The sequence below is a fragment of the Novosphingobium oxfordense genome (genome assembly GCF_044029435.1).
Lineage (GTDB): Bacteria > Pseudomonadota > Alphaproteobacteria > Sphingomonadales > Sphingomonadaceae > Novosphingobium.
On sequence record NZ_CP147005.1, the window covers coordinates 151,694 to 173,417 of the forward strand.

General features: G+C 66.7%; 19 protein-coding genes. 13 read left to right on the forward strand and 6 right to left on the reverse strand.

What is annotated here, in order from left to right; translation table 11 throughout:
• Positions 1 to 41 precede the first annotated feature (41 nt).
• From WBP07_RS00735 to WBP07_RS00790, 12 genes are all read left to right on the forward strand, one after another.
• Positions 42 to 935 carry an alpha/beta fold hydrolase gene (locus WBP07_RS00735; protein WP_395393513.1) on the forward strand — a complete coding sequence of 298 codons (894 nt, stop codon included), beginning with the start codon at positions 42 to 44 and terminating at the stop codon, positions 933 to 935.
• Position 936: 1 nt separating this feature from the next.
• Positions 937 to 2,223 carry a spinster family MFS transporter gene (locus WBP07_RS00740; protein ID WP_395393515.1) on the forward strand — a complete coding sequence of 429 codons (1,287 nt, stop codon included), beginning with the start codon at positions 937 to 939 and terminating at the stop codon, positions 2,221 to 2,223.
• A gap of 120 nt (positions 2,224 to 2,343) precedes the next feature.
• On the forward strand, positions 2,344 to 2,913 hold the full coding sequence (locus WBP07_RS00745; RefSeq protein ID WP_395393517.1) for a Pycsar system effector family protein: 570 nt from the start codon (positions 2,344 to 2,346) through the stop codon (positions 2,911 to 2,913).
• A gap of 63 nt (positions 2,914 to 2,976) precedes the next feature.
• Positions 2,977 to 3,540, forward strand: coding sequence for a DUF4402 domain-containing protein (locus WBP07_RS00750; RefSeq protein ID WP_395393519.1), 564 nt, complete (start codon positions 2,977 to 2,979; stop codon positions 3,538 to 3,540).
• 243 nt (positions 3,541 to 3,783) lie between these two features.
• Positions 3,784 to 4,356, forward strand: a complete 573-nt coding sequence (locus WBP07_RS00755) for a DUF4402 domain-containing protein (protein WP_395393521.1) — start codon at positions 3,784 to 3,786, stop codon at positions 4,354 to 4,356.
• A gap of 187 nt (positions 4,357 to 4,543) precedes the next feature.
• Complete coding sequence (locus WBP07_RS00760) at positions 4,544 to 5,041, forward strand: DUF4402 domain-containing protein (RefSeq protein ID WP_395393522.1); 498 nt, start codon at positions 4,544 to 4,546, stop codon at positions 5,039 to 5,041.
• A gap of 140 nt (positions 5,042 to 5,181) precedes the next feature.
• Entirely contained in the window at positions 5,182 to 5,712 is a 531-nt protein-coding gene (locus tag WBP07_RS00765) for a DUF4402 domain-containing protein (protein WP_395393524.1), read from the forward strand.
• 207 nt (positions 5,713 to 5,919) lie between these two features.
• Positions 5,920 to 6,861 (forward strand): hypothetical protein, encoded by a 942-nt coding sequence (locus WBP07_RS00770; protein ID WP_395393525.1) that lies wholly within the window; start codon positions 5,920 to 5,922, stop codon positions 6,859 to 6,861.
• A gap of 323 nt (positions 6,862 to 7,184) precedes the next feature.
• A complete protein-coding gene (locus tag WBP07_RS00775) occupies positions 7,185 to 10,397 on the forward strand; it encodes an SdrD B-like domain-containing protein (RefSeq protein ID WP_395393526.1) in 3,213 nt (1,070 codons plus the stop codon).
• Between the two features lie 66 nt (positions 10,398 to 10,463).
• Complete coding sequence (locus tag WBP07_RS00780) at positions 10,464 to 11,810, forward strand: NCS2 family permease (RefSeq protein ID WP_395393528.1); 1,347 nt, start codon at positions 10,464 to 10,466, stop codon at positions 11,808 to 11,810.
• Entirely contained in the window at positions 11,810 to 13,108 is a 1,299-nt protein-coding gene (gene guaD, locus WBP07_RS00785; RefSeq protein WP_395393530.1) for a guanine deaminase, read from the forward strand. Before WBP07_RS00780 ends, guaD begins: the two co-directional genes overlap by 1 nt.
• Positions 13,105 to 14,121 (forward strand): adenosine deaminase, encoded by a 1,017-nt coding sequence (locus WBP07_RS00790; RefSeq protein ID WP_395393531.1) that lies wholly within the window; start codon positions 13,105 to 13,107, stop codon positions 14,119 to 14,121. The genes guaD and WBP07_RS00790 overlap by 4 nt, the downstream gene beginning before the upstream one ends.
• A gap of 180 nt (positions 14,122 to 14,301) precedes the next feature.
• Here the strand turns inward: WBP07_RS00790 and WBP07_RS00795 are convergent, their stop codons facing one another.
• Entirely contained in the window at positions 14,302 to 14,835 is a 534-nt protein-coding gene (locus tag WBP07_RS00795; RefSeq protein ID WP_395393533.1) for a phosphoribosyltransferase, read from the reverse strand.
• A 59-nt stretch (positions 14,836 to 14,894) separates the two neighbouring features.
• On the reverse strand, positions 14,895 to 15,794 hold the full coding sequence (locus WBP07_RS00800; RefSeq protein WP_395393534.1) for a LysR family transcriptional regulator: 900 nt from the start codon (positions 15,792 to 15,794) through the stop codon (positions 14,895 to 14,897).
• 112 nt (positions 15,795 to 15,906) lie between these two features.
• Here WBP07_RS00800 and WBP07_RS00805 point away from each other — a divergent pair, with 112 nt between their 5' ends.
• Positions 15,907 to 17,067, forward strand: a complete 1,161-nt coding sequence (locus WBP07_RS00805) for an isovaleryl-CoA dehydrogenase (RefSeq protein ID WP_395393536.1) — start codon at positions 15,907 to 15,909, stop codon at positions 17,065 to 17,067.
• Positions 17,068 to 17,263: 196 nt separating this feature from the next.
• Here the strand turns inward: WBP07_RS00805 and WBP07_RS00810 are convergent, their stop codons facing one another.
• The 4 genes from WBP07_RS00810 to WBP07_RS00825 form a co-directional block, all read right to left on the reverse strand.
• Positions 17,264 to 18,121: an acyl-CoA thioesterase gene (locus tag WBP07_RS00810; protein WP_395393537.1), complete on the reverse strand. Its 858-nt coding sequence runs from the start codon at positions 18,119 to 18,121 to the stop codon at positions 17,264 to 17,266.
• Entirely contained in the window at positions 18,114 to 18,512 is a 399-nt protein-coding gene (locus WBP07_RS00815; RefSeq protein ID WP_395393539.1) for a MerR family DNA-binding transcriptional regulator, read from the reverse strand. The genes WBP07_RS00810 and WBP07_RS00815 overlap by 8 nt, the downstream gene beginning before the upstream one ends.
• Before the next feature lie 71 nt (positions 18,513 to 18,583).
• Positions 18,584 to 20,245, reverse strand: a complete 1,662-nt coding sequence (locus WBP07_RS00820; protein ID WP_395395686.1) for a long-chain fatty acid--CoA ligase — start codon at positions 20,243 to 20,245, stop codon at positions 18,584 to 18,586.
• A gap of 86 nt (positions 20,246 to 20,331) precedes the next feature.
• Positions 20,332 to 21,630, reverse strand: coding sequence for an OmpP1/FadL family transporter (locus tag WBP07_RS00825; RefSeq protein ID WP_395393542.1), 1,299 nt, complete (start codon positions 21,628 to 21,630; stop codon positions 20,332 to 20,334).
• Positions 21,631 to 21,724 lie beyond the last annotated feature (94 nt).

Here is a 21,724-nt window from a genome sequence, read left to right on the forward strand (position 1 = left end):
AGCGTTTTGACGACCATTCGGTTCGAGAGGATTCCACGAGGATGGACTATAGCCTCCACCGCTATCGCAGCGCCTGCGGGCGGCTGGACCTTGTCGCCCGCGACTATCCGGCGCGCGATTTCACGCGTGACGTCGCGGTTGAGGGGCCCGCGCCCGTGCTGCTGATGATGCACGGGCTTACACGCAACAGTGCCGATTTCGAGCCGCTTGCGGCGCACCTTTCCGGCACTTACCGGCTGATCGTGCCGGACCAGCGCGGGCGCGGCCTTTCGCAGTGGGATCCGGACCCGGCCAATTACCGGCCGGACGTCTATGCGCAGGACATGTTCGCCCTGCTGGACGGGCTGGGCATCGATCGCGCCTGCCTGGTCGGCACATCGATGGGCGGGCTGATGGCGATGGTGATGAACGCGCTGCGGCCCGGCCTTGCCAGCGGCTTCGTGTTCAACGACATCGGCCCGGTGCTCGATCCCGTGGGGCTGGCCCGCATCCAGAGTTATGTCGGCCCCTCCGGCCCGATGGCTTCGTGGATGGAGGCGGCGGCGCGCTGCCGGGCGGTCAACGCCGTTGCCTTTCCGGACTATGGCACTGCCGAGTGGCTGGCCTTCGCGCGCCGCACCTGCCGCGAGAATGCGGACGGTACCGTCTCCTTCGATTACGATCCCGCCATCGCGCAGGGCATGGCGGGGGACGAGCCGGAATCGGTGCCGCCCGACCTCTGGCCGCTGTGGGACGCGTTGGACGCCGCGCCGGTATTGGTGGTGCGCGGCGCCTTGTCCGACCTGCTGAGCCTGGAAACCGCGCAGGAGATGGCGCGTCGCCATTCCGGCCCCTATGCCCATGTGGACGTGCCGCGCGTCGGCCACGCCCCGATTCTGGACGAGGTGCCGGCGCTGGCGGCGATCCTCTCCTTCTGCAAGGAACATCTGGACTGACATGAGCGCCGCCGGAACGGAAACCCTTTCGATCGACAGGCCCGCCCGCCGCGCAGCCTCGCCCAATCTGGTGCTGGCGATGCTGCTGCTGGTCTACATCTTCAACTTTGTGGACCGGCAGATCCTGGCGATCCTGGCGGCGCCGATCCAGAAGGACCTTGGCCTGGACGATGCGCAGATGGGCATGCTGGGCGGGCTGGCCTTCGCGATCCTCTATTCGACGCTTGGCGTGCCGCTGGCCTGGCTGGCGGATCGCACCAGCCGGTCCTGGGTGATCACCGGATCGCTGCTGGTGTGGAGCCTGTTCACCGCGCTATGCGGCGCGGCGCAGGGGTTCTGGCACTTGTTCGCCGCGCGGCTGGGCGTGGGCGTGGGGGAGGCGGGCGGCGTCGCCCCGTCCTACGCGGTGATCGGCGATCATTTCCCCAGCGAGAAGCGGGCCTTCGCGCTCTCGATCTATTCGCTGGGCATCCCGATCGGTGCGGCGACGGGCGTGCTGGCGGGCGGCTATGTCGCGGCGCGGGTGGACTGGCGTACGGCGTTCGTGGTGGTCGGGCTGGCCGGGCTGCTGGCGGCGGTGCCGTTCCGGATGATCGTGCGCGACCGGCCCAAGGCGGCAGCGAGCAGCGCGCCGACGGTGCGCTTTGCCGAAGTGGCGGCCACGCTGGCGCGCAAGAAGGCGTTCTGGCTGCTCTCGTTCGGCGCCGCGTCCAGTTCGATGCTGGGCTACGGCGTGATGTTCTGGATGCCCAGCCTGCTCCAGCGCAGTTTCGGGCTCGATCTGGTGCAGACTTCGTGGTTCCTCGGCGCGGTATTGTTGCTGGGCGGCACCGTGGGCGTGCTGGCCGGCGGGCGACTGGCGGACCGGCTGGGTTCGGCGGACCGTGCGTTCTATGGCTGGGTGCCGGCCATGGCCTATGTGCTGGCGGTGCCGCTCTATGCCGGCGGCATCTGGACGCACAGCGTACCCACGGCCTTCGTGCTGTTCCTGCTACCGCAAGCCCTGGCCTATGTCTGGTTGGGCCCGGTGACCAGCGCGGTGCAGCACCTGGTCGAACCGCCTGCGCGGGCGACGGCATCGGCGCTGTTCCTGCTGATCAACAACCTGATCGGCCTTGGCGGCGGCATCTATGCGCTGGGCGCGCTGTCCAAGGCGCTGACCCCGGTGTGGGGGGCGGAGGCGCTGCGCTATTCGATGCTGATCGGCCTTTCGCTTTATTTGCTTGCATCGCTGCTGATGGCGCTGGCCGGGCCGGCGCTGCGCCGCGAATGGGTGCGCGAGGGCTGATGTTTCCCGCATGACCATGGTGTGACCGTGACGGGGAGCACGTGCCCCCGGCGCGTGCGGTGCTAAGGGATCGGCACGTCAGTAAATCGCGGCCGGGGGGCTGGCGATCAGGGGGCTGCCATGAACGAACTGTCCAGTCTGGAACGCGCATCCAGCACGCCGCGCGCATTCTCCGTGCATTCCATCCACATGGTGCGCACGGCCATGACCAACCACATGGCGCTCAGCCGCATGGCCGACCAGAAGGCCAATATCCTGATGGGGATGACGTTCCTGGTCTTCACGCTCTCGATGCGCGAATTCGATGCCGGGCATTATCGCTATTCGCTGCTGGTGCTGGTGGTCTTCGCCTTCGTTTCGGCCATGCTGGCGATGGGCGCGGTGATGCCGCGCACGCGCGCGCCGAAGCTTTCTGACGACGATCTGGATAACCTGCTGTTCTTCGGCGTGTTCACCGGGCTGGATCAGGAGGAATTCGTGCGCCGCGTGCTGGATCGCGGCGCCAGCGACGAAGCGGTGCTGACCACCATGCTGCGCGATATCTACCAGAACGGCACGGTGCTGCAGCGGCAGAAGTACCGCTTTCTCAGCCTTGCGTTCCAGTGTTTTCGCGCCGGGCTGGTGCTGGCGATGATCGCTTTCCTGATCGAGAACCGGCAGGCGCTGGCGGTTTTTCTCCGACTGGCCTGAAAGGGGACGGCGCATTCGCCGGGGCTGGCCCGTAAGTCGAGGGCGGGTTAGGTTGCCGATGGGATGCTCAGCTTCGGGACGGTCAATCGCACGGGGAAATTGCGCGCGCGCCATGTGGTGCTGATCGCGCTTGCATTCATTGCCGTGCCCGTCGCTGCCGATCCTGCACGCACGACCGTTAGCGCGGACGTCCGGCTCGATTTCGGGAAAATGGTGGTGGTGGACAATGGCAGCCGGCGCATCTCCGCCAGCGGCATGGTCACCGACAGCGGCGTGCTCTCCGTCTCCGGCAGCAGCACGCGGCCGGCGCAGTTCACCGTCTCCTACGATCGCGGGAACGAGAGCCGGCGGCCGCTGGACATCACGGTGGAGGTCGTGCTCTCCGCGCCCGGCACGGTCACCAACGGCGGGGTTTCGGGCAAGCTTTCCGCATTCGAGACCGACCTGCCGGGCTATGGCACGGTCACGCCGGGGCAAGTGGTGCGGGTGACGTTCGAAAGCTGTGCGCAGCGGGTCTGCTCGCGCAGTTTCCGCGTCGGTGCGCGGATGGACCTGACGCGGCGCTATGGCGGGGGCACGTTGGCGATGCCGCTGCCGATCGACGCCACCGTGATAAGCGTGGACTGACCTGTTTCAGCACGGGTATTTGCTTAGCGGCGCGTAAGCGCCGGCCTTGCCGATTTCTTCCTAGAATGAACGGGATGGCCCGGTTTCCACCGGGCGCGGAACCCTGTCGCCCGCCGTCCGTTTCTCTGCGGCGGCGGCTTGCGGGCCTTCGCGCCCGGCAAGGGGGCAGGCCGGACGAACCGGAACTGGCGCCCGTGCGCCGCGCAGCGAGTGAATGCCGTGTCCCGATCGCCTGTTCTACCCGTGGCTGCCGGCCTGCTGGCGGCAGGTGCCCTTTCCGGAGCCACCCCAGCGCTGGCGGCGGAAGGCGAAGGCGCGCCGGACGGCGGCGGCACTTCGGCGCGCGCGAGCGGCGTTGCCAGCGCCACGGTGGTCAATCCGCTGTCGGTCCGCTCGCTGTCGGACCTCGATTTCGGGTCGGTGGGGGATGTGGGCGCGCAGGGCGGCAGCCTTGTCGTTGCCCCCGGTGGCGGCAAGGCGCGCTATGCCGGCGCCGCGCGTTCGGCCTGCATCGCCGACGGAACCGACTGCGCCAGCCCCCATGCCGCACGCCTTCGGGTGGAGGGGGAGCCGGGCCGCGCCTATCGCGTGGTGGTACCTGAATCGGTCCTTGCGCATTCGGCGGATGGCATGCCCACGTTGCCGGTAACCGGCCTCACCGTCCGCACCGACAGCCGCCCGCAAGCCGGGGCGCAGGGCGTGCTCGATCATGCCGGTGGGGATGGGTTCGAAATCGGCGGCGAATTGCGTATTCCGCCCGGCACCGAAGCCTCACACTATCGCGCGCAAGTTCCGGTGATAGTCGTTTACGGTTGATTCGGCGGGATTTTCGGCCGGATTACTCATACAAGCGAATGAATCTGCCAGTACTTTGGTATGAAATGGAAGTATTGATTATTTTTCAGTAAGAACCCTCCGCATAAGTGCCTAGTCAACACGAGACGGGGTCGCCTCGTGCAGTTCGGGCGGTCGGGACGACCGAACACTTCAGGAGGTACTTTTCATGAAGAAGCTTGCACTTGTTTCCGCACTGGCAGTTGCCGCCGCTTCGCCGCTGTTCGCCGGTTCGGCACTTGCCGCCACCGCGCAGGGCACCGCCACCGCCACCGTGGTCGCGCCGATCACGCTGACGCACACTTCGGGCGCGGTGCTGGCGTTCGGTTCGTTCACCGCCGGCACCGGCGGCACCGTGGCCGTCACTTCGGCCGGTGCCGGTTCGAAGACCGGCGGCGTCGTTCTGGTGGCCGGTTCGACCAATTCGGCCGATGCCTTCACCGTTGGCGGCGACGCCAGCCGCGCCTTCACGATCTCCACCACCGGCAGCACCGTTGCCAGCGGCGCGAACACGATGACCTTCACCACTTCGGCCTCTTCCGCCGCAGGCACGCTGAGCGCTTCGGGCGCGGCCAGCTTCACCGTGGGCGGCACGCTGACCGTGGCCGCGAACCAGGCCGCCGGTAGCTACACCGGCAGCTACGACGCCACCGTCACCTACAACTGATCCCGCTTCTTGGGGTGTGGACCCTCCGGAGGGCGGTGGGGGCCGCCATCCGAAGGTCCGTCCGTGTCGGCCCCGGGGGGGCTCGGGGCCGACATTTCTTACCACCAGCCCTTAACCACCAACCGCCGCAAAGGACCAGGATGACCGGCAGGAGAAAGTACCGGACCACCCTAGGCTTGCTTGGCGCCGCGCTGCTGGCGCTGGTGCCGGGGGCGGCGCTGGCGGCGGGGGCAAAGGGTTCCGCCACGGCCGAAGTGGTGGCGCCTGCGCAGATCGTGCCGCTGGCCTACTTGCGCTTCGGCACGTTCACGCGGCCGACCACGGCGGGCACCGAGACGGTGAGCACCACCAGCGCCGTCAGCGGCACTGGCGGCATGGCCGGCAACCTGTCGCTGCCGCAGACCGGCGGGCGCGGGGCGGCCAGTTTCCAGCTCAACGGATCGGCCAACCGCCTGTTCATCGTCTCACTGCCCGGCACCACGACGATCTCGTCCGGCGCGGCGACGATGCAGGTGAGCGACTTTACTTCGGATGCCGGCGCGTTCGGCATCGGTATTCTGGGCAGCAACGGGCAGGATACGCTGAATGTTGGGGGCACGTTGAACGTTTCGGCCAATCAGGCACCGGGCAATTACTCGGGCACGTTCACGCTGACGGTCTACTACTTGTAATTCCCGGCATCGCCGGCCCTCTTTCTCACTCGATTTGCCTGCACTTGTACCCGGTGGGCAGGTCGGGTGGGAAAGAGAGCCGGCGATGCTCTGAAAAAGCCCAACGGGTATTTCCCGGGATACGTACACGTACTTAAGTATGATTGCGCCTGATTCCATGCAGTTGCATGGTTAATGCCATTTAGGGGCATTCGGGGGTCGCAGGTCTTGCGCGTCGCATCGGTAGTGGGGAACGGCGCGCGCCTGCTGCGGGCCGGGGGTTTGGCGACGGTGCTGTTCGCGGCTGCTGCCGTGGCGCAGGACGAACCGCCGAAGGCGCCGCCGCCACAAGCATCCGCACCCGTGCCCGAGGGCGCCGTGGGCGGCATGGGTGACATCAACCTCTATCCCAAGCGCGTGGTGATCGACGATCGCGCGCGCATCGCCTCGGTCGGGCTCTACAACCGCAGTATCGAGCGCGGCGAGTACGACATCACGATTGCCGATAAGATGATGACCGGCGACGGACGCCTGCTCGATATAGAGACGGTCGATCCCACCGATCGCGCCAAGGTCCACGGCGCCGCCGCGATGCTGCGCTGGTCGCCGCGCCGGGTGGTGCTGGGCGGCAGTGAGGCGCAGACGATCCGCATCATGGCCCGGGTCGCCCCCGATACCCCGCCGGGCGAATACCGCGCGCACTTCTCCGCCGTGGCCGTGCCGCCGGAGGATGCCTCCTACTCGATCGAGCAGGCGGCTGGCGCACAGAAGCCCAATTCCATCGGCGTGCGCATCGTCCCGCGCTTCGGCATCTCCATCCCGGTGATCGTGCGCGTGGGCCAGACCACGCTGACGGCGGGGATCGAGAATGCCCATCTGATTGCGCTGCCGGGCGGCGGCCGGGGATTGCAACTGACGATCACCCGGTCCGGAACCCGCTCCGCCTTTGGAGACATCACCGTCACCGCGCAGGGGGTGAAGGCGCCGCTGGCGCTGCTGAAGGGGCTGGGCGTCTATACCGAGATCGATGCGCGGCAAGTGACCGTGCCGCTGGACCCTGCCGCCGATCAGCGCCTGCTGGTCAGCGGGGCTAAGCTGACCGTGACCTACACCGATGACGACGTGGAGCCCGGCAAAGTGCTGGCAAGCCGGGATATCACCGTGCCGTGAGCCAGGGCCGGGGCGGCCGGGAAGACGCGCCGGGCGGGTTGCCGAGAGCGGCCACGCTCGGGCCGCTTTTGGTCGGCGCCTCCCTGCTGGCACGTGGGGACCGTGCGGCTGAGGCTCTCACGCCGATTGGGGCTGATGCACCGCCGGCACCGCAGCACACGCTTGCACAACGACCAGTTCCACACCCCGGTTTCGCCAAGGCCGAACTACCGGGGCTGACGGCCGCACGGCTCTCCGCGCCGGTTGCGCCGCGCTCTTTGTCGAGGCGCTCCGTCTTGCGGATATCCACGGCGCCTGTTGCTCTCGCGGCTGCGGATTTCCGCATGCAAGCTCCGGAACTGGAATTGCCCCCGGTGCCTGAGGCTTTGGCGGTCATCGCTCCGGAACTGCCTGAGGCTGTCGGAACCGAGCCATTGCCGATGGCGCTGCGGGCCTTCGATCCCTCCACCGCGCCGGTTCAACTCGCTCTGCCGCCGATGTCTCAAGTGCCGGTATCGTCGGCGCTACTTCCATCCGGTGAGGGTGCACCACCCGCGCAAGTCGTTGCACTCGATCTGCCCGCGCCAGCCCCGTTCATCGCCGCGGCGTCCCTCCCATCGCCGCTTTCGACTGTCTTCACGGGCGATCCGCATCCGGGGTTGCTACTCGCTGCTGCCCCGGTCCGCGAGCAACCGATCCCTGCTGCTCACATGGCCGACGCGCAGCCCAGGCATCCCGCCGCCGACCCCGCGCCGAGCGGTCCGGCACCCGCCCAATCTCTCGCCACGACCCGCGCGCTGCCGGCGCCCAGCTTTGGCCTATCCGCGCCGCCGACTGCGACCAAGGACACCGCGCCCGCCAGTACCGCTCAACTCGCCCCGGCCAACGCCACGCAGACTTTTCCCGCCAACGTCACCCCGGTGATCACTTACGACGACGAGGTGATCCTGGCCGTGAAAGTCGCCGCCGCCACCGGCACCACCGGGGGCGACGACACCGTGATCGCCTATGGCACGCGCGGCGGGCTCTACCTGCCGCTCGGCGCGCTGGCGCGGCAGCTGGATCTGGCGATCTCTGTCGGGGATGACGGCAATTACGCCAGCGGCTGGTTCCTCTCCGAAAATCGGCGGCTGACGATCAACTTGCGCGAAGGCACGGCGGAGACGGGCGGCAAGACGGTCTCGCTGGCGAAAGGCGATGCCGTCGCCTTCGACGGCGAGCTTTACGTCCGAGCCGAGCGCATCGGCGACCTGCTGCCGCTGACGGTGACGCCGGACCTGCGCGATCAGTCGATCACGATAAAGACGACCGAGCCGTTCCCCTTCGAACATCGCCTTGCGCGTGAGGCGGAGCGGGCGCGGCTGGGCAACGAGCAATCCTCCGCCGCCAATGCCGAGCGTCGCTTTCCGCGAGAGGATACGCCCTGGCTGCCGATCTCGGTGCCGATGGCCGATGTGGAGGCGCGCGCGGTCTCGGATTCCACGCTGGGCGAGCGGGTAGAGACCGACTTGCGGCTGGCGGGCGACCTGGCGTGGATGAGCGCGCAAGTCTTCCTCACCCATTCCACCCGCGATGGGCTGACCGCCGCGCATATCGAACTGGGCCGGGTCGATCCCGATGCGGACTTGCTGGGGCCGCTGCACGCTACTGCCTTTGCGCTGGGCGACGTGGCCACCACTTCGCTCCCCATCGGCCTGCGCGGCGTGGCGGGGCGCGGCGGCACGCTGACCAATGCCCCGGTGGAGGCGGCATCGGTGTTCGACAAGGTGGACCTGCGCGGCCAACTTCCCGATGGCTACGAAGTGGAACTTTACCGCAACGGCGTACTGGTGGGGTCGACACGGCAGGCGATCAATGGCCAGTATCAGTTCCTGCAAGTGCCGGTGGATTACGGCCTGAACCTGTTCCGCCTCGTCTTCTACGGCCCGCAGGGGCAGCGTAGCGAGGAAGTGCGGCGCATCTCGGTGGGCGATGGGCGGCTGGCGAAAGGGCAGGTCGTCTACACCGTGGGTGCGGTGCAGAAGGACGAGAACCTGCTGGGCGTTACCGCGCCGCGCTTCATTCCGGGGCTGGACTATGGCCGCTGGCGGGCGAGTGCGCAGCTTGCCTATGGCGTGACCTCGGGCGTGACGGCGGTGGTGAGCGGCGGCTGGTTCGACAGCGATTTCGGTGATCGCTGGCTGGCGAGCGCGGGCCTCCGCACCGGGCTGGGCGGGCTGGCGGCCAAGCTGGATTTCGCCATGCAGGACGGGGCGACGCCGCTGGGCGGGATCGGCAAGGCCGGGCGCGCGATCGAGGCGGGGCTGGGCGGGCGCGTGCTGGGTGCCTCGTTCACGCTGACCCGTGCCGAATATCGCGGCGATTTCCTGGACGAAGTGCGCGTGTTCGATGGGCAGCCGCTGCGCCGCGTGACCGAACTGGATGCCAATGCCACGCTGCGTCCGTGGGGGGAGGGCGGGCCGGCGATCCCGCTCTATGCACGGGCGCGGCGGATCGAATATGCCACGGGCGAAGTGCAGACCACCGCATCGCTGCGCGGATCGGCGCGGGTGGCAGGGGGGCTGGCGTCCAACACGCTGGAATATTCGCGGTATGAGCCGGGTTCGGGTGTTCGGGGCGGCACGGTCAACCAGTTGATCGGCACTTTCGACCTTTCCACGCTCAACGGATCGCGCACGCAAGTCCGCGCTTCGACCAGTTATACCGTGCTGCCCGATCCGCGGATCGAGGCGGTGTCGCTGGAAGTGGATCGCTCGGTGGACGATCGCACGCTGGTCCGCGCCTCCGTCGCGCAGACGTTTCAGCGCAGCGATACCCAGTTCGGGCTTTCGGCGGAGCGTCGTTTCCGGCGCTTCACGCTGGCGTTCGATGGCACGTACGGCTTGCGCAACAAGGTCCATGCGGTGGCGCTGCGGCTGGGCTTCGGCTTCGGGCGCGATCCGCTGACCGACCGCGTCTATGTCGCGCCGCCGGGGCAGGCGCTGTCCGGCGCGGTGGCGTTGCGTGCTTACGAGGATATCGACGGCGACGGCCGCTTCGATGCGGGGGACAAAGTGCTGCCGCAGGTCGCCTTCGGATCGGGCACCGGCACGGGTGAGACCGATGGCGCGGGCGTGGTGCTGCTGACAGGCCTGCCCGCCGGCACCCGCGCCAGCGTGCAGGTCGATCCCACCACGCTGCCCGATATCGCGCTGGCCCCGGTCACGCGTGGGATCGAACTGGTGCCGCGCCCCGGCCGCGTGCACCGCGCCGATTTCGCGGTGGTGGCGATGGGCGAGATCGAGGGTTCTGCTTATTTCGAAGGAGCGGAACGCTCGCGCGGGGTTTCCGGCTTGCAACTGCGGTTGCTGGACGCGGCAGGCAAAGTCGCGGCCAATGCGCGGACCGAGGCGGATGGGTTCTACCTGTTCGAACAGGTGCAGCCCGGACATTACACGGTCGCCATCGACCCCGATCAGGCGGCGCGGCTGAACATCGCGCTGCGCGATGCCGTCCCCTTCGATGTGGGGCCGACCGGCAGCACGCTTTCGCGCGATGTTTTCGTGGTGCAGAAATAGAGCGGGCGCAGTCCACTCACCGGCGGTTCCGTTGTAGGGTCCCGGGGCAGCGAAAGGCAGACACCCGTGACTGAGACCATTACCCCGTCCCCCGGCCGGCTGGAGCGCTGGTTCACGCTGCGCGAACGCGGCACCGATGCGCGCACCGAAGTGCTGGCGGGCGTCACCACGTTCCTGACCATGGCCTATATCGTGCTGGTCAACCCGGCGATCCTGGGTACGGCGGGAATGCCGGTCGCCTCGGTCGCGGCGGCCACGTGCTTTGCGGCCGCCTTCGCCTCGATCCTGATGGGCTTCGTCGCCAATACGCCGCTGGCACTGGCGCCGGGCATGGGGCTCAATGCCTATTTCAGCTTCACAGTGGTTCAGCAGATGGGCGTGCCCTGGCCGGTGGCGCTGGGCTGCGTGTTCGTTTCGGGAGTGGCCTTCCTGTTCCTGACCGTGACCGGGGTGCGCCAGCTGATCGTCGCTTCCATCCCGCAATACCTGTTCGCGGCGGTGGCGGGCGGCATCGGCCTGTTCATCGGCTTCATCGGTTTCAAGGATGCCGGCATCATCGTCGCCAACCCCGCTACCTTCGTGGCGCTGGGCGACCTGAAGGCCCCCGGCGCGGCGCTGGCGCTGTTCGGGCTGGTGCTGATCGGCGCGCTCAGCGTGTGGAACGTGCGCGGGGCGATGCTGATCGGCATCCTGACCACCACCGTAGTCGCCTGGCTGTTCGGCATGGTGACGATGACGCCGGAGCCTTATTCGCTGGAAGCGCTGACCGGCACCGCGTTCAAGCTGGACCTTGCCGGCGTCTTCGGCCTTTCGGGCAGCCATGGGCTGGGGCTGCTGGAAATCCTGTTCGTGTTCCTGTTCGTGGACCTGTTCGACAATATCGGCACCCTTGTCGCCGTGACCAAGCGGGCGGGGCTGATGGATAGCGAGGGGCGCATTCCGCGCCTGAACCGCATCCTGATCGTCGATGCCACCGCCACTATCGTCGGCTCCATGGCCGGCACCAGCACCGTCACCAGCTATGTCGAGAGCGCGGCGGGTGTGCAGGCAGGCGGGCGTACGGGACTGACCGCCGTGGTCACCGGGCTGCTGTTCCTGGCGACCATGTTCGTGGCGCCCTATGCGCAACTGATCCCGCTGGCGGCGACCGCGCCGGCGCTGATTATCGTCGGCGGGCTGATGCTGCTGCCTCTGACCGAGGTGAAGTGGGAAGACCCGCTGGCCGCGATCCCCGCGTTCCTGACGGTGGCGATGATCCCGTTCACTTTCTCGATCGCGAACGGTCTGGCCTTCGGCATCACTGCCCACGCCGCGCTGAAGATCGTGCGCGGCACCGTGGAGCGGAAGGACTGGTTCCTGCTGATACTGGCGCTGCTGTTCGTCGCCCGCTTCGTATGGATGGGGGGCACCTGATGCTCCGCGCCTTTCGCGGCGAATTCCTGTCCGTTTCCCGTGATCCCCGCGCCGATCCCGATGCCGTCCGGTATGAGGCGGATGGCCTGCTGGTGGTGGAGGACGGCGTGGTCATCGCGCGCGGCGCCTATGCCCAGCTTGCCGATCGCTATGAAGAAGTGCCGGTCGAGGTGCTGCCGGGCCTGATCGTGCCGGGCTTCGTCGACGCTCACGTCCACTACCCGCAGACCGACCGCATCGCCTCCCACGGGGAGCAATTGCTGGACTGGCTGGAACGGCACATCTTCCCCGCCGAGAAAGCCTTTGCCGACAAGGCCCATGCCGATGCGGTGGCCGCCTTCTTCCTCGACGAACTGCTGAAGAACGGCACCACCAGCGCGCTGGTCTATCCCACGGTGCACGAACAGTCGGTCGATGCCCTGTTCGAAGCGGCGCTGGCGCGGGAGATGCGGGTCATTTCCGGCAAAGTGCTGATGGACCTTGGGCCGGAGGGCCTGCGGGACACGCTCGCCTCCGGCCGTGCGGAGAGCGAGGCGCTGATCCGCCGCTGGCGGGGGCGCGGGCGGCTTGGTTACGCGGTCACGCCGCGTTTCGCGCTGGCCTCCACCGATGCGCAATTGGCTGACGCCGGTGCCTTGCTAGCCGCGCATCCGGACGTGCTGATGCACACGCATCTCGCCGAGAACTTGCGCGAGTGCGCCGAAGTGGAGGCGCGCTTTACCGAGGCGACGGACTACCTCGACGCCTACGACCGCTTCGGCCTCGTCACCGATCGCTCGGTCTTCGCGCATGGCGTCCATCTGTCGGACCGCGCCTGCACGCGCCTGCATGGGAGCGGCGCGGGCATCGCCGTCTGCCCCAGTTCGAACTTGTTTCTCGGTTCCGGCTTCTTCGATTTCGCGCAGGCGGATCGGCATGGCGTGCGGCTTGGTCTCGGCACCGATGTGGGCGCCGGCACCACGTTCTCGCTGCTGCACACGCAAGGCATCGCCTATCAGTCGGCGCAGATGAAAGGCACGACGCTGGACCCGTTCCGCGCGCTCTGGCTGGCGACGGCGGGCAGCGCGGGCCTGCTCCACATCGGTGACCGCGTGGGCAGCCTGGAAGTGGGGCAGGAGGCCGATTTCGTGGTGCTCGATCCGGCGGCGACACCGCTGCTGGCACGGCGAACGCGCGGGGCCAGTCTTGCCGAACGTCTTTTTGCGTTGCAGGTGCTGGGGGACGACCGCGCCGTTGCGCGCACTTATCTGCTGGGCCGCCTAGCCTACCGGGCTGCCTGGAACAGGGACAAGACATGACCGACCTCGACACCTTCATCGCCGGCCTGCCCAAGGCGGAGCTTCACCTTCATATCGAGGGCAGCCTTGAGCCCGAACTGATGTTCGCATTGGCGGCGCGCAATGGCGTGTCGATCCCTTTCGCCAGCGTGGAAGAAGTGCGCGCGGCCTACGATTTCTCCAACCTTCAGGACTTTCTGGACATCTATTACGCCGGCGCGAACGTGCTGCTGACCCGGCAGGATTTCCACGACCTGGCCATGGCCTACTTCACACGCGCGGCGGCGGACGGGGTGGTCCATGCGGAGATCATGTTCGACCCGCAGACCCACACCGATCGCGGCGTGGCGTTTTCCGAAGTGATCGAGGGGTTGCTCTCGGCCATGGCTGCTGCCGAGGCGGAACTGGGGCTGACCAGCAGCCTGATACTGTCGTTCCTGCGCCATCTGTCCGAGGAAGCAGCCCTTGCGACGCTGGCAGAGGCGGAACCCTGGCTGGACCGGATCATGGCCGTGGGGCTCGATTCTTCCGAAGTGGGTCACCCGCCGGAAAAGTTCGTCCGCGTCTTCGCCGCCGCGCGCGAGAAGGGCCTGAAGATCACCGCCCATGCCGGGGAGGAAGGCCCGCCCGAGTACGTGCATCAGGCGCTCGATCTGCTGGGCGTCCACCGCATCGACCACGGCAACCGCGCGTTGGAAGATCCGGCGCTGATCGAGCGGCTGGTGCGAGAGGGGATGACGCTGACGGTCTGCCCGCTCTCCAACCACAAGCTTTGCGTGGTGGACGATCTGGCTGACCATCCCATCGATGCGATGCTGGCGCATGGTTTGAAGGCGACCATCAATTCGGACGATCCGGCCTATTTCGGCGGCTATGTGGCGGATAATTACCGTGCCGTCTCCAAGGCGCGTGGGTTGGATCGGGAAGCGCTGGCTCTGTTGGCACGCAACAGCTTCACCGGTTCGTTCCTTCCGGCAGAGGCGGTGGCGGCGCATCTCGATCGGATCGACGCGTACATGGCGTCACAGGGCTGATCCGGCTGGCCCCCCGGATACTCGATCCATACTACCTCGTCGCCCCCGCGAAGGCGGGGGCCCCGCTTTCTTCTGCACGCTCTCGTCCAGCCGCAAGAAAAGCGGGATCCCCGCCTTTGCGGGGATGACGGGGTTTGTATTGGAAAGGTGGGTTAGGAAACGCGCCCTCAGGCCAGTCCCTCAGGCCAACCGCTGGGGAACCGAGCGGGCTTCCTCAATAATCGCATCGCGCGTGCCCACCGATTCCCACGGGAACACGAACCAGCGCTTGTCCTCGGTGCGGTCGATCACGTCCACCCAGACGTCGACTTCTACCTTGGAACTCTTGTTGTTGATCAGCACGCCGAAGTGCAGGTTTTCCGGCACGCCGCCATTGCTGGCGAGCAGCCCGCGAATGTATTCGATGGTGCCGCCGGAATCGTTGATATCGTCGATGAACAGCAGGCGCGTGCCCGCCGCGCTCATCGCGGCGACTTTGGCCAGCAATTCGTCCGCGAAGCCGGGGACTTTGGCCGAATGGTCGATCGACAGCATCGGCAGGTCCAACTGCTGCGAGATGTAGACGGCCGGAACCAGCCCGCCACGGCCGATGCCGATCACGAAGTCCGGCTGCCACTCCCGCTCCTGCACCTTGCGCGAAAGCTGGCGAACCTTGGCGAGGAAATCCTCGTAATATTCGAGGAAATGGAGCTGCGGCTCGGCGGAATCTGACATCGGTGAAGTCCTGGAAGAAAGGCGTTGAGCAGGGGAATTATCGGTTTCGCGCGGTGTGATCAATCTGTGTGCCTGAAGGAAGGGGCGCCGGAGAGGGTTGCAGCGATGCCCTCCAGCGTGGCCGTCAGCCGTTCCGCCTCCCCCGCATGGTGCGGTGCGAGGATGAAACCCAGCCGCCGCGTCAGGCCGAAGTCGCGCACTTCGGCGGTCACCGTCCCTTCCGGAGCGAGCGAGCGCGGGGCCACCGTGATGCCAAGGCCGGCCGCCACCATGCGCAGGCAGCGATCCTCGTTCTCGCTGCGCAGGGCGAAGCGGGGACGCACGCCGGCATCGGTGAAGAAGCGGCTGGTGCGTTGCAGTGCCTCGCACGATCGGCGTGCGATCATGATCTCGCTCGCCAGTTCGCCGGCAGCGACTTCGGCGGTTCCTGCCAGGCGGTGATGGCCCGGCATGACGACGACGTAGGGTTCTTCCAGTAGCGGCACGATGTCCGGCCCGCTCTCTGTTTTGCCGAGCAGGGTGAGGGCAAGCTGGATCTTGCCGCTGGCGAGTTGGCTGCGCAGATCGTGATCGTCGCCCTCCACCAGTTCCACGCCGTAGTCCCCCGCCAGCCGTGCGCAGATCGTTTGCAGCATTGGGCCGGAGAGGGTGGGAATCACGCCCAGTTTCAGGTCCGGCCACTGCTGCTGTTCGGGGTATTGCGAGGATTTGGCGAACTGGTCGGCGCGGCGGAAGCCAGCCTCAAGGTCGCGGGCGATGGGCAGGAAGGCGCCGCCCGGCTCGGTCAGGCGCACATGCCGCCGGTCGCGCACGAACAGGGGTGATCCCACCAGGCGCTCCAATTCGGCAATGCTGGTGGAGACAGTGGGCTGGGTCACATGCAGCCGCGCCGCCGCCTGCTTGAAGCTGCCGGAATCGGCCACGGCCAGAAAGTGCCGGATATGCGCGCGCTTTATCATTGGTAAAATCTATTCAATGGCCATGTAAGTTTCAATTTGTTTGCATCGGATGCCTCCGGTAATTTGCGCGCAAAGGCCGCACCGATGCGCCGTGGAAGTTTGGGAAGAAGACATGAAAGCCACCCCCGATTTCGATTTCGCACTGGGCGAAAGCGCCGAGATGATCCGCGAAAGCGTCGCCCGCTTTGCCGATGAGCAGATCGCGCCGCTGGCCGCCAAGATCGATGCAGAGGACTGGTTCCCGCGCGAACTCTGGCCCGCGATGGGGGAACTCGGCCTCCACGGCCTGACGGTGGAGGAAGAGTGGGGCGGCACCGGGCTCGGCTATCTGGAACATGTGATCGCGGTGGAGGAAGTCAGCCGCGCTTCGGCCTCGGTCGGCCTGTCCTACGGCGCGCATTCGAACCTTTGCGTCAACCAGATCCGCCGCTGGGGCAACGATGCGCAGAAGGCGAAGTACCTGCCGGGGCTGATCTCCGGCGAGCATGTCGGCAGCCTTGCGATGTCCGAAGTGGGCGCGGGGTCCGACGTCGTCAGCATGAAGCTGCGCGCCGATGCGGTCGAGGGCGGTTTCCGCCTGAACGGCACCAAGTTCTGGATCACCAACGGCACGTATGCCGATGTGCTGGTCGTCTATGCCAAGACTGACGCCGATGCAGGATCGAAGGGCATCACCGCCTTCCTGATCGAGAAGGACATGCCCGGTTTCTCCATCGGCCAGAAGATCGACAAGATGGGCATGCGCGGCTCACCCACATGCGAGCTGGTGTTCGACGATTGCTTCGTGCCGGCGGAGAACGTGATGGGCCCGCTGAACGGCGGCGTGAAAGTGCTGATGAGCGGGCTGGACTACGAGCGCGTGGTGCTGGCCGGGCTTCAGATCGGCATCATGCAGGCCTGCCTCGACACCGTGATCCCCTATGTGCGCGAACGTCGCCAGTTCGGCACGGCGATCGGCACGTTCCAGCTGATGCAGGCCAAGGTGGCGGATATGTACGTCGCGCTGCAATCGGCACGGGCCTATGTCTATGCCGTGGCGCGCGCTTGCGATGCCGGGCAGACGACGCGCTTCGACGCGGCGGGCGCGATCCTGCTGGCCAGCGAGAACGCCTTCCGCGTCTCTGGCGAGGCGGTGCAGGCGCTGGGCGGTGCGGGCTATACCAAGGACTGGCCGGTCGAACGCTATCTGCGCGATGCCAAGCTGCTGGATATCGGCGCCGGTACGAACGAGATCCGCCGGATGCTGATCGGGCGGGAGCTGATTGGGGCCTGAGTGGCTCCGTCCTCGCTCGCGCCCCTCTGTTACGCCAAATTTCGTCATCCCCGCAAAGGCGGGGATCCCGCTCGTTCTTCTGACGTGGCGAAAAGAAAGCGGGGCCCCCGCCTTCGCGGGGGCGACGAGTGATTTTTCAATCGTAGTGGGATTGAGACGGCGATGCTCTCACGGAGAGCAATGCTCCTTCCTCGCCTCAACCCTGCGGCTTCACCCGCAGCAGGCCTTCCTGCGCCACGCTCGCCACCAAAGTCCCGTCGCGCGAATAGATCGCGCCGCGGGCGAAGCCTCGGGCATGGCCGGACCAGGGGCTGTCCATCGAATAGAGCAGCCAGTCGTCGATTGGCGGGGTCTGGTGGAACCAGACCGCGTGGTCCAGGCTGGCGCCCGAAACGCCGGGCGAGAAGAAGCCCATGCCATGCGGCATCAGCGCGGTGGAGATCAGCGCGAAGTCGCTGGCATAGGCCAGAACCACGCGCTTCATCACCGCATCGTCGCCCATCGGCGCGGCCATGCGGAACCATTGGCAGCGGTGCGGCAGGTCCCCCTGCGGCAGCGGCGGGCAAGGCTTGATCTCGAACGCGGCGAGCCGGTCGAACAGGGCGGAGGGAACTTTCTGACCGGCAGCGGCCAGTGCCGCGCGGAAGTCCGGGCATTGCTCCGGCGCCGGTACGTCCGGCATCGGCACGGCGTGGACCAGGCCCTCTTCGGGGCGATGGAACGATGCCGCCAGGTTCAGGATCGGCTTCCCGCCCTGCATGGCGACCACGCGGCGGTTGGAGAAGCTGCCGCCGTCGAAATCCGGCAGCACGCGGTAAACGATCGGCCGCCCGGTATCGCCTGCGCGCAGGAAATAGGCGTGCAGCGAATGGGCCTGCCGGTCGGGCTCGATCCCGCGCGCGGCGGCGGCAAGCGCTTGCGCCACCACCTGCCCGCCATAGACGCGGCCGGGCTGTTCGGACACGGCGGCGCCGCGGAAGATGCCGGTGTCGATCTCCTCGACAGTCAGCAGGTCGACGAGATCGGCGACGGCCTTGCCGGCCGTATCACTCATCGATCGAACCCTTCACCGGCTTTACCGCCGAACCTTCCAGCCACGCCAGCGACTGGCGTTCGATCGAGAGCATTTCCTCCAGCGTCTGTTCGATCGCGGTGCGCTGCTGGCGCAGTTCCTCGATCCGGGCGCGAATGCGCGAGAGCAGCGTGCGGATCTGTTCGTGATGTTCGGGATCGACATCGTAGAGATCCAGGAATTCCTTGATCTCTCGGATCGAGAAGCCCAGCCGCTTGCCGCGCAGGATCAGCTGCATGCGGCCCATTTCGCGCTTCGAATAGATGCGCGTCGTGCCCACGCGCTGGGGTGAGATCAGGCCCTTGTCTTCATAGAAGCGCAAGGTGCGCATGGTCACGCCCAGCTCGGTCGCGGCTTCCTGGATGCCCAGCATATCGGCTCCCCCCGGAGCAGGGATGCCTTCGCCCTGCGGTTCTCCGCCGTTCAACGCTGCCCCGGCGCCGTTCACGCGTCCGTACCTGACGGGGCATCCGCAGCAGCGGCGCGGCGGGCGGCCTCTTCCTCGACCAGTTCCTTCTTGGAAAGCTTGCCGACCAGCGTCTTGGGCAGCGTGTCGCGGAATTCGATCGCGCTGGGCATTTCGATCTTGTTCAACCTTTCGCGCAGGAACGCCATCAGGGTGTCCGCATCCAGCGCGTCGCCGGGGTGCAGCGCCACGAAGGCCTTGGGGCTCTGGCCGCGATAGGCATCGGGGACGCCGATCACAATCGCTTCATGGACCATCGGATGCTCGTAGAGCGCATCTTCGATTACGCGCGGATAAACGTTATAGCCGCCGCACAGGATCATGTCCTTGATGCGGTCCACCAGGAACAGGTAGCCGTCCTCGTCCAGATAGCCGATGTCGCCGGTGCGCAGGGCGCCGAAGATGAAGGTCTTTTCCGATTCCTCCGGCCGGTTCCAGTATCCGGACATGACCTGCGGGCCGCGCGCGCAGACTTCGCCGCGCTCGCCCTGGCCCAGGATCTTGTGGGTGTTGTCGGGATCGCGGATTTCCAGCACGGTGCCGGGGAAAGCGGGGCCGCAGGAGTTGTTCTTGACCAGGCCTTCCAGCGGATTGCAGGCGATGATGGGGGAGGCTTCGGACAGGCCGTAGCCTTCGACCACGCGCACGCCGGTGCGCTGTTCGAATTTCTGGCGCACTTCCAGCGGCAGCGGCGCGCCGCCGGAGATGCAGACGCGCACCTGATCGAACTCGCCATGGAGTTCCTGGTTGTTGAGCGCGGTGTAGAGCGTGGGCACGCCGAAGAACTGCGTGGGCTTGGTGCGCTTGGCGGTCGCCAGGAACGACTTCATCTCGAAGCGCGGCAGCAGGATCATCTCGGCCGCGGTGTCGACCGAATAGTTCAGCACCGTGGTCAGCGCGAAGACGTGGAACAGCGGAAGTACACCGAGGGTGCGCTCCTGCGTTTCGGGCATGTGGCCGACATGGGCGATCATCTGGGCCGAGTTGGCGGCCAGGTTCGCATGGCTGAGCATTGCGCCCTTGGGCACGCCGGTGGTGCCGCCGGTGTACTGGAGCACGGCCAGATCCTGCGGGCTGCGATCGACCGGATCGGGATCGGCATTGCGCGCGACAAGATCGGCAAAACGCAGGAAGCGCAGGTCGTGCGGCTCATGCGCGATATCCTTGCGCTTCAGCAGGCGATAGGCGCGGCCCTTCAGCTTCGGCAGGGCATCGGCGATCGGGCAGACCACCACGCGCTTCAGCGCGCCGCCGCAGCTGGTGGAGCCGACCAGCGGCTCGATCTTGGGCAGCGACAGCGCCAGGTCGGAGGCGATGATGATCTCCGCCCCGGAATCCTTCACCAGGTGCGCCATCTCCCGCTCGGTATAGAGCGGATTGAAGTTCACCACGATCCCGCCGATGCGCAGGATCGCGAAGTAGCAGATCACGTAATAGGGCGTGTTGGGCAGGCACAGGCCGACGCGCGTGCCCTTGACGACGCCCAGGTCCTGGAGACCTCGCGCGGCACGCCGCGCGAGGTCGCCGACTTCGGCATAGGACCACTTGCGGCCCATGAAGTCGATCGCCGGCCAGGCGCCGTGGGCTTCCACGGCATGGTCCAGCAGATCGGTAAGCAAACGCGGCGAGATCGGCGGCATTTCATCCGCAACGTGGGAGGAGAGGGGCGTTTCCAAAATACCTCCATTCACGGGAGAGTTGTCGTCAATCTTCGCCGCAGTGCTCATCAGAAGCTCACCCGTGCGCCCAGCGAGAAGACCATCGCATAGGCGTCCTGAAGCGAACCGTTGGTCAGGATCGGGGTCTGCACCGGGGTGCCGGCATAAGCGGCGGTGATGCGGTTGATCGGGGCATCCTTGAACGAGATGTACGAGGCGGCCGCGTCGATCGCGATCTTGCTGCTCATGTTGTAGGTGGTACCGGCCGAGAAGTTCCAGCGGTTGCTGTCCGGAACGCGTGCGTCGCGGTCACCGCTGCTGGTCGGGGTTTCGCCGTACTGGACGCCGCCGCGCACCGTCCACTTCGGGCTGACGTCGTAGTCCATGCCGAAGGCGTAGGAGAAGCCGTCCTTGTAGTTCTCAGGCAGCGAGGTGTTGACCGGGGCGCCAAGGTCGATCGTGTCGAACTTGCTCCAGCCGTAAGCCACGACCTGCGCGTTCAGCGTCAGCTGCTTGGTGGCCTTCACGCGGGCCGACATGATCGCCTGCCACGGGGTGGTGAATTCCGCCGTGGTGTTCAGCGAGGTGTTCTGCCCGGCAAGCGGGCCCAGCAGGCCGTCGATGGTCAGCGTACCGTCAAGCTTGTGCTTGATCGCCGACTTGTAGGCGACGCCGATCGAGGCGGGGCCGTTGTGGTACTGGGCGCCGACCGACCAGCCCACATCCCAGCCGCTGCCCTTCAGCTGCTGATGACCGTCGGCCAGCAGCGGCGAAAGGTTGGGCAGGTAGTTGCCGAGCGTGGCGTCCACATGTTCGACGTTCGCGGCCGCACCGATGTAGAGGCCTTCCATCGGCTGGAACGCGATGCTGGGCTGGATGTCGATCGTGCGCAGCTTGGTCTTGTCCGCCGAATAGCGGGCCCAGCTGTCGGCATCGTAGTTCGTGGTGAACGAAAACGGCGAAGTGACGGTCAGGCCGAAGGCGACCTTGCCGAAGCCATAGGCGATCGCGCCCGAGGGCAGCACGCCGTTGTCGATCGGGTTCTTGGCAACCGGGTTGCCGCCGACCGAAGTGGCGGCCTGGCCGGGGCGCTTGATCAGCGTGCCGTCGTCCACGACCTTGCCCTTGGGAAGGATCACGCTGGCATGCACCGATGCCTGGCCGCCCTCAAGACCGCCGATCGCTGCCGGGTTCCACCAGAGCGAATCCACGCCGGTATCGGCGGCTTCACCCGAAAACGCGCGGCCCTGTGCGCGCACCGACTGTTCCTGCAGATAGAAGGCCTGGGCATGGGCAGCGCCGGCAGCGCCGAGTGCCATGGCCGATGCAGTGCCCGCCAGCAGGATACGGCCCGTAATCTTTTTCATTTTCATCTCCCTTGTATTCCTTCCCTGAACCTTTGATCCGGCTGCCACGCATCAGGGGGCGTGCGGGCAGCCTCTGTTTCCCTGCGTCAGAACC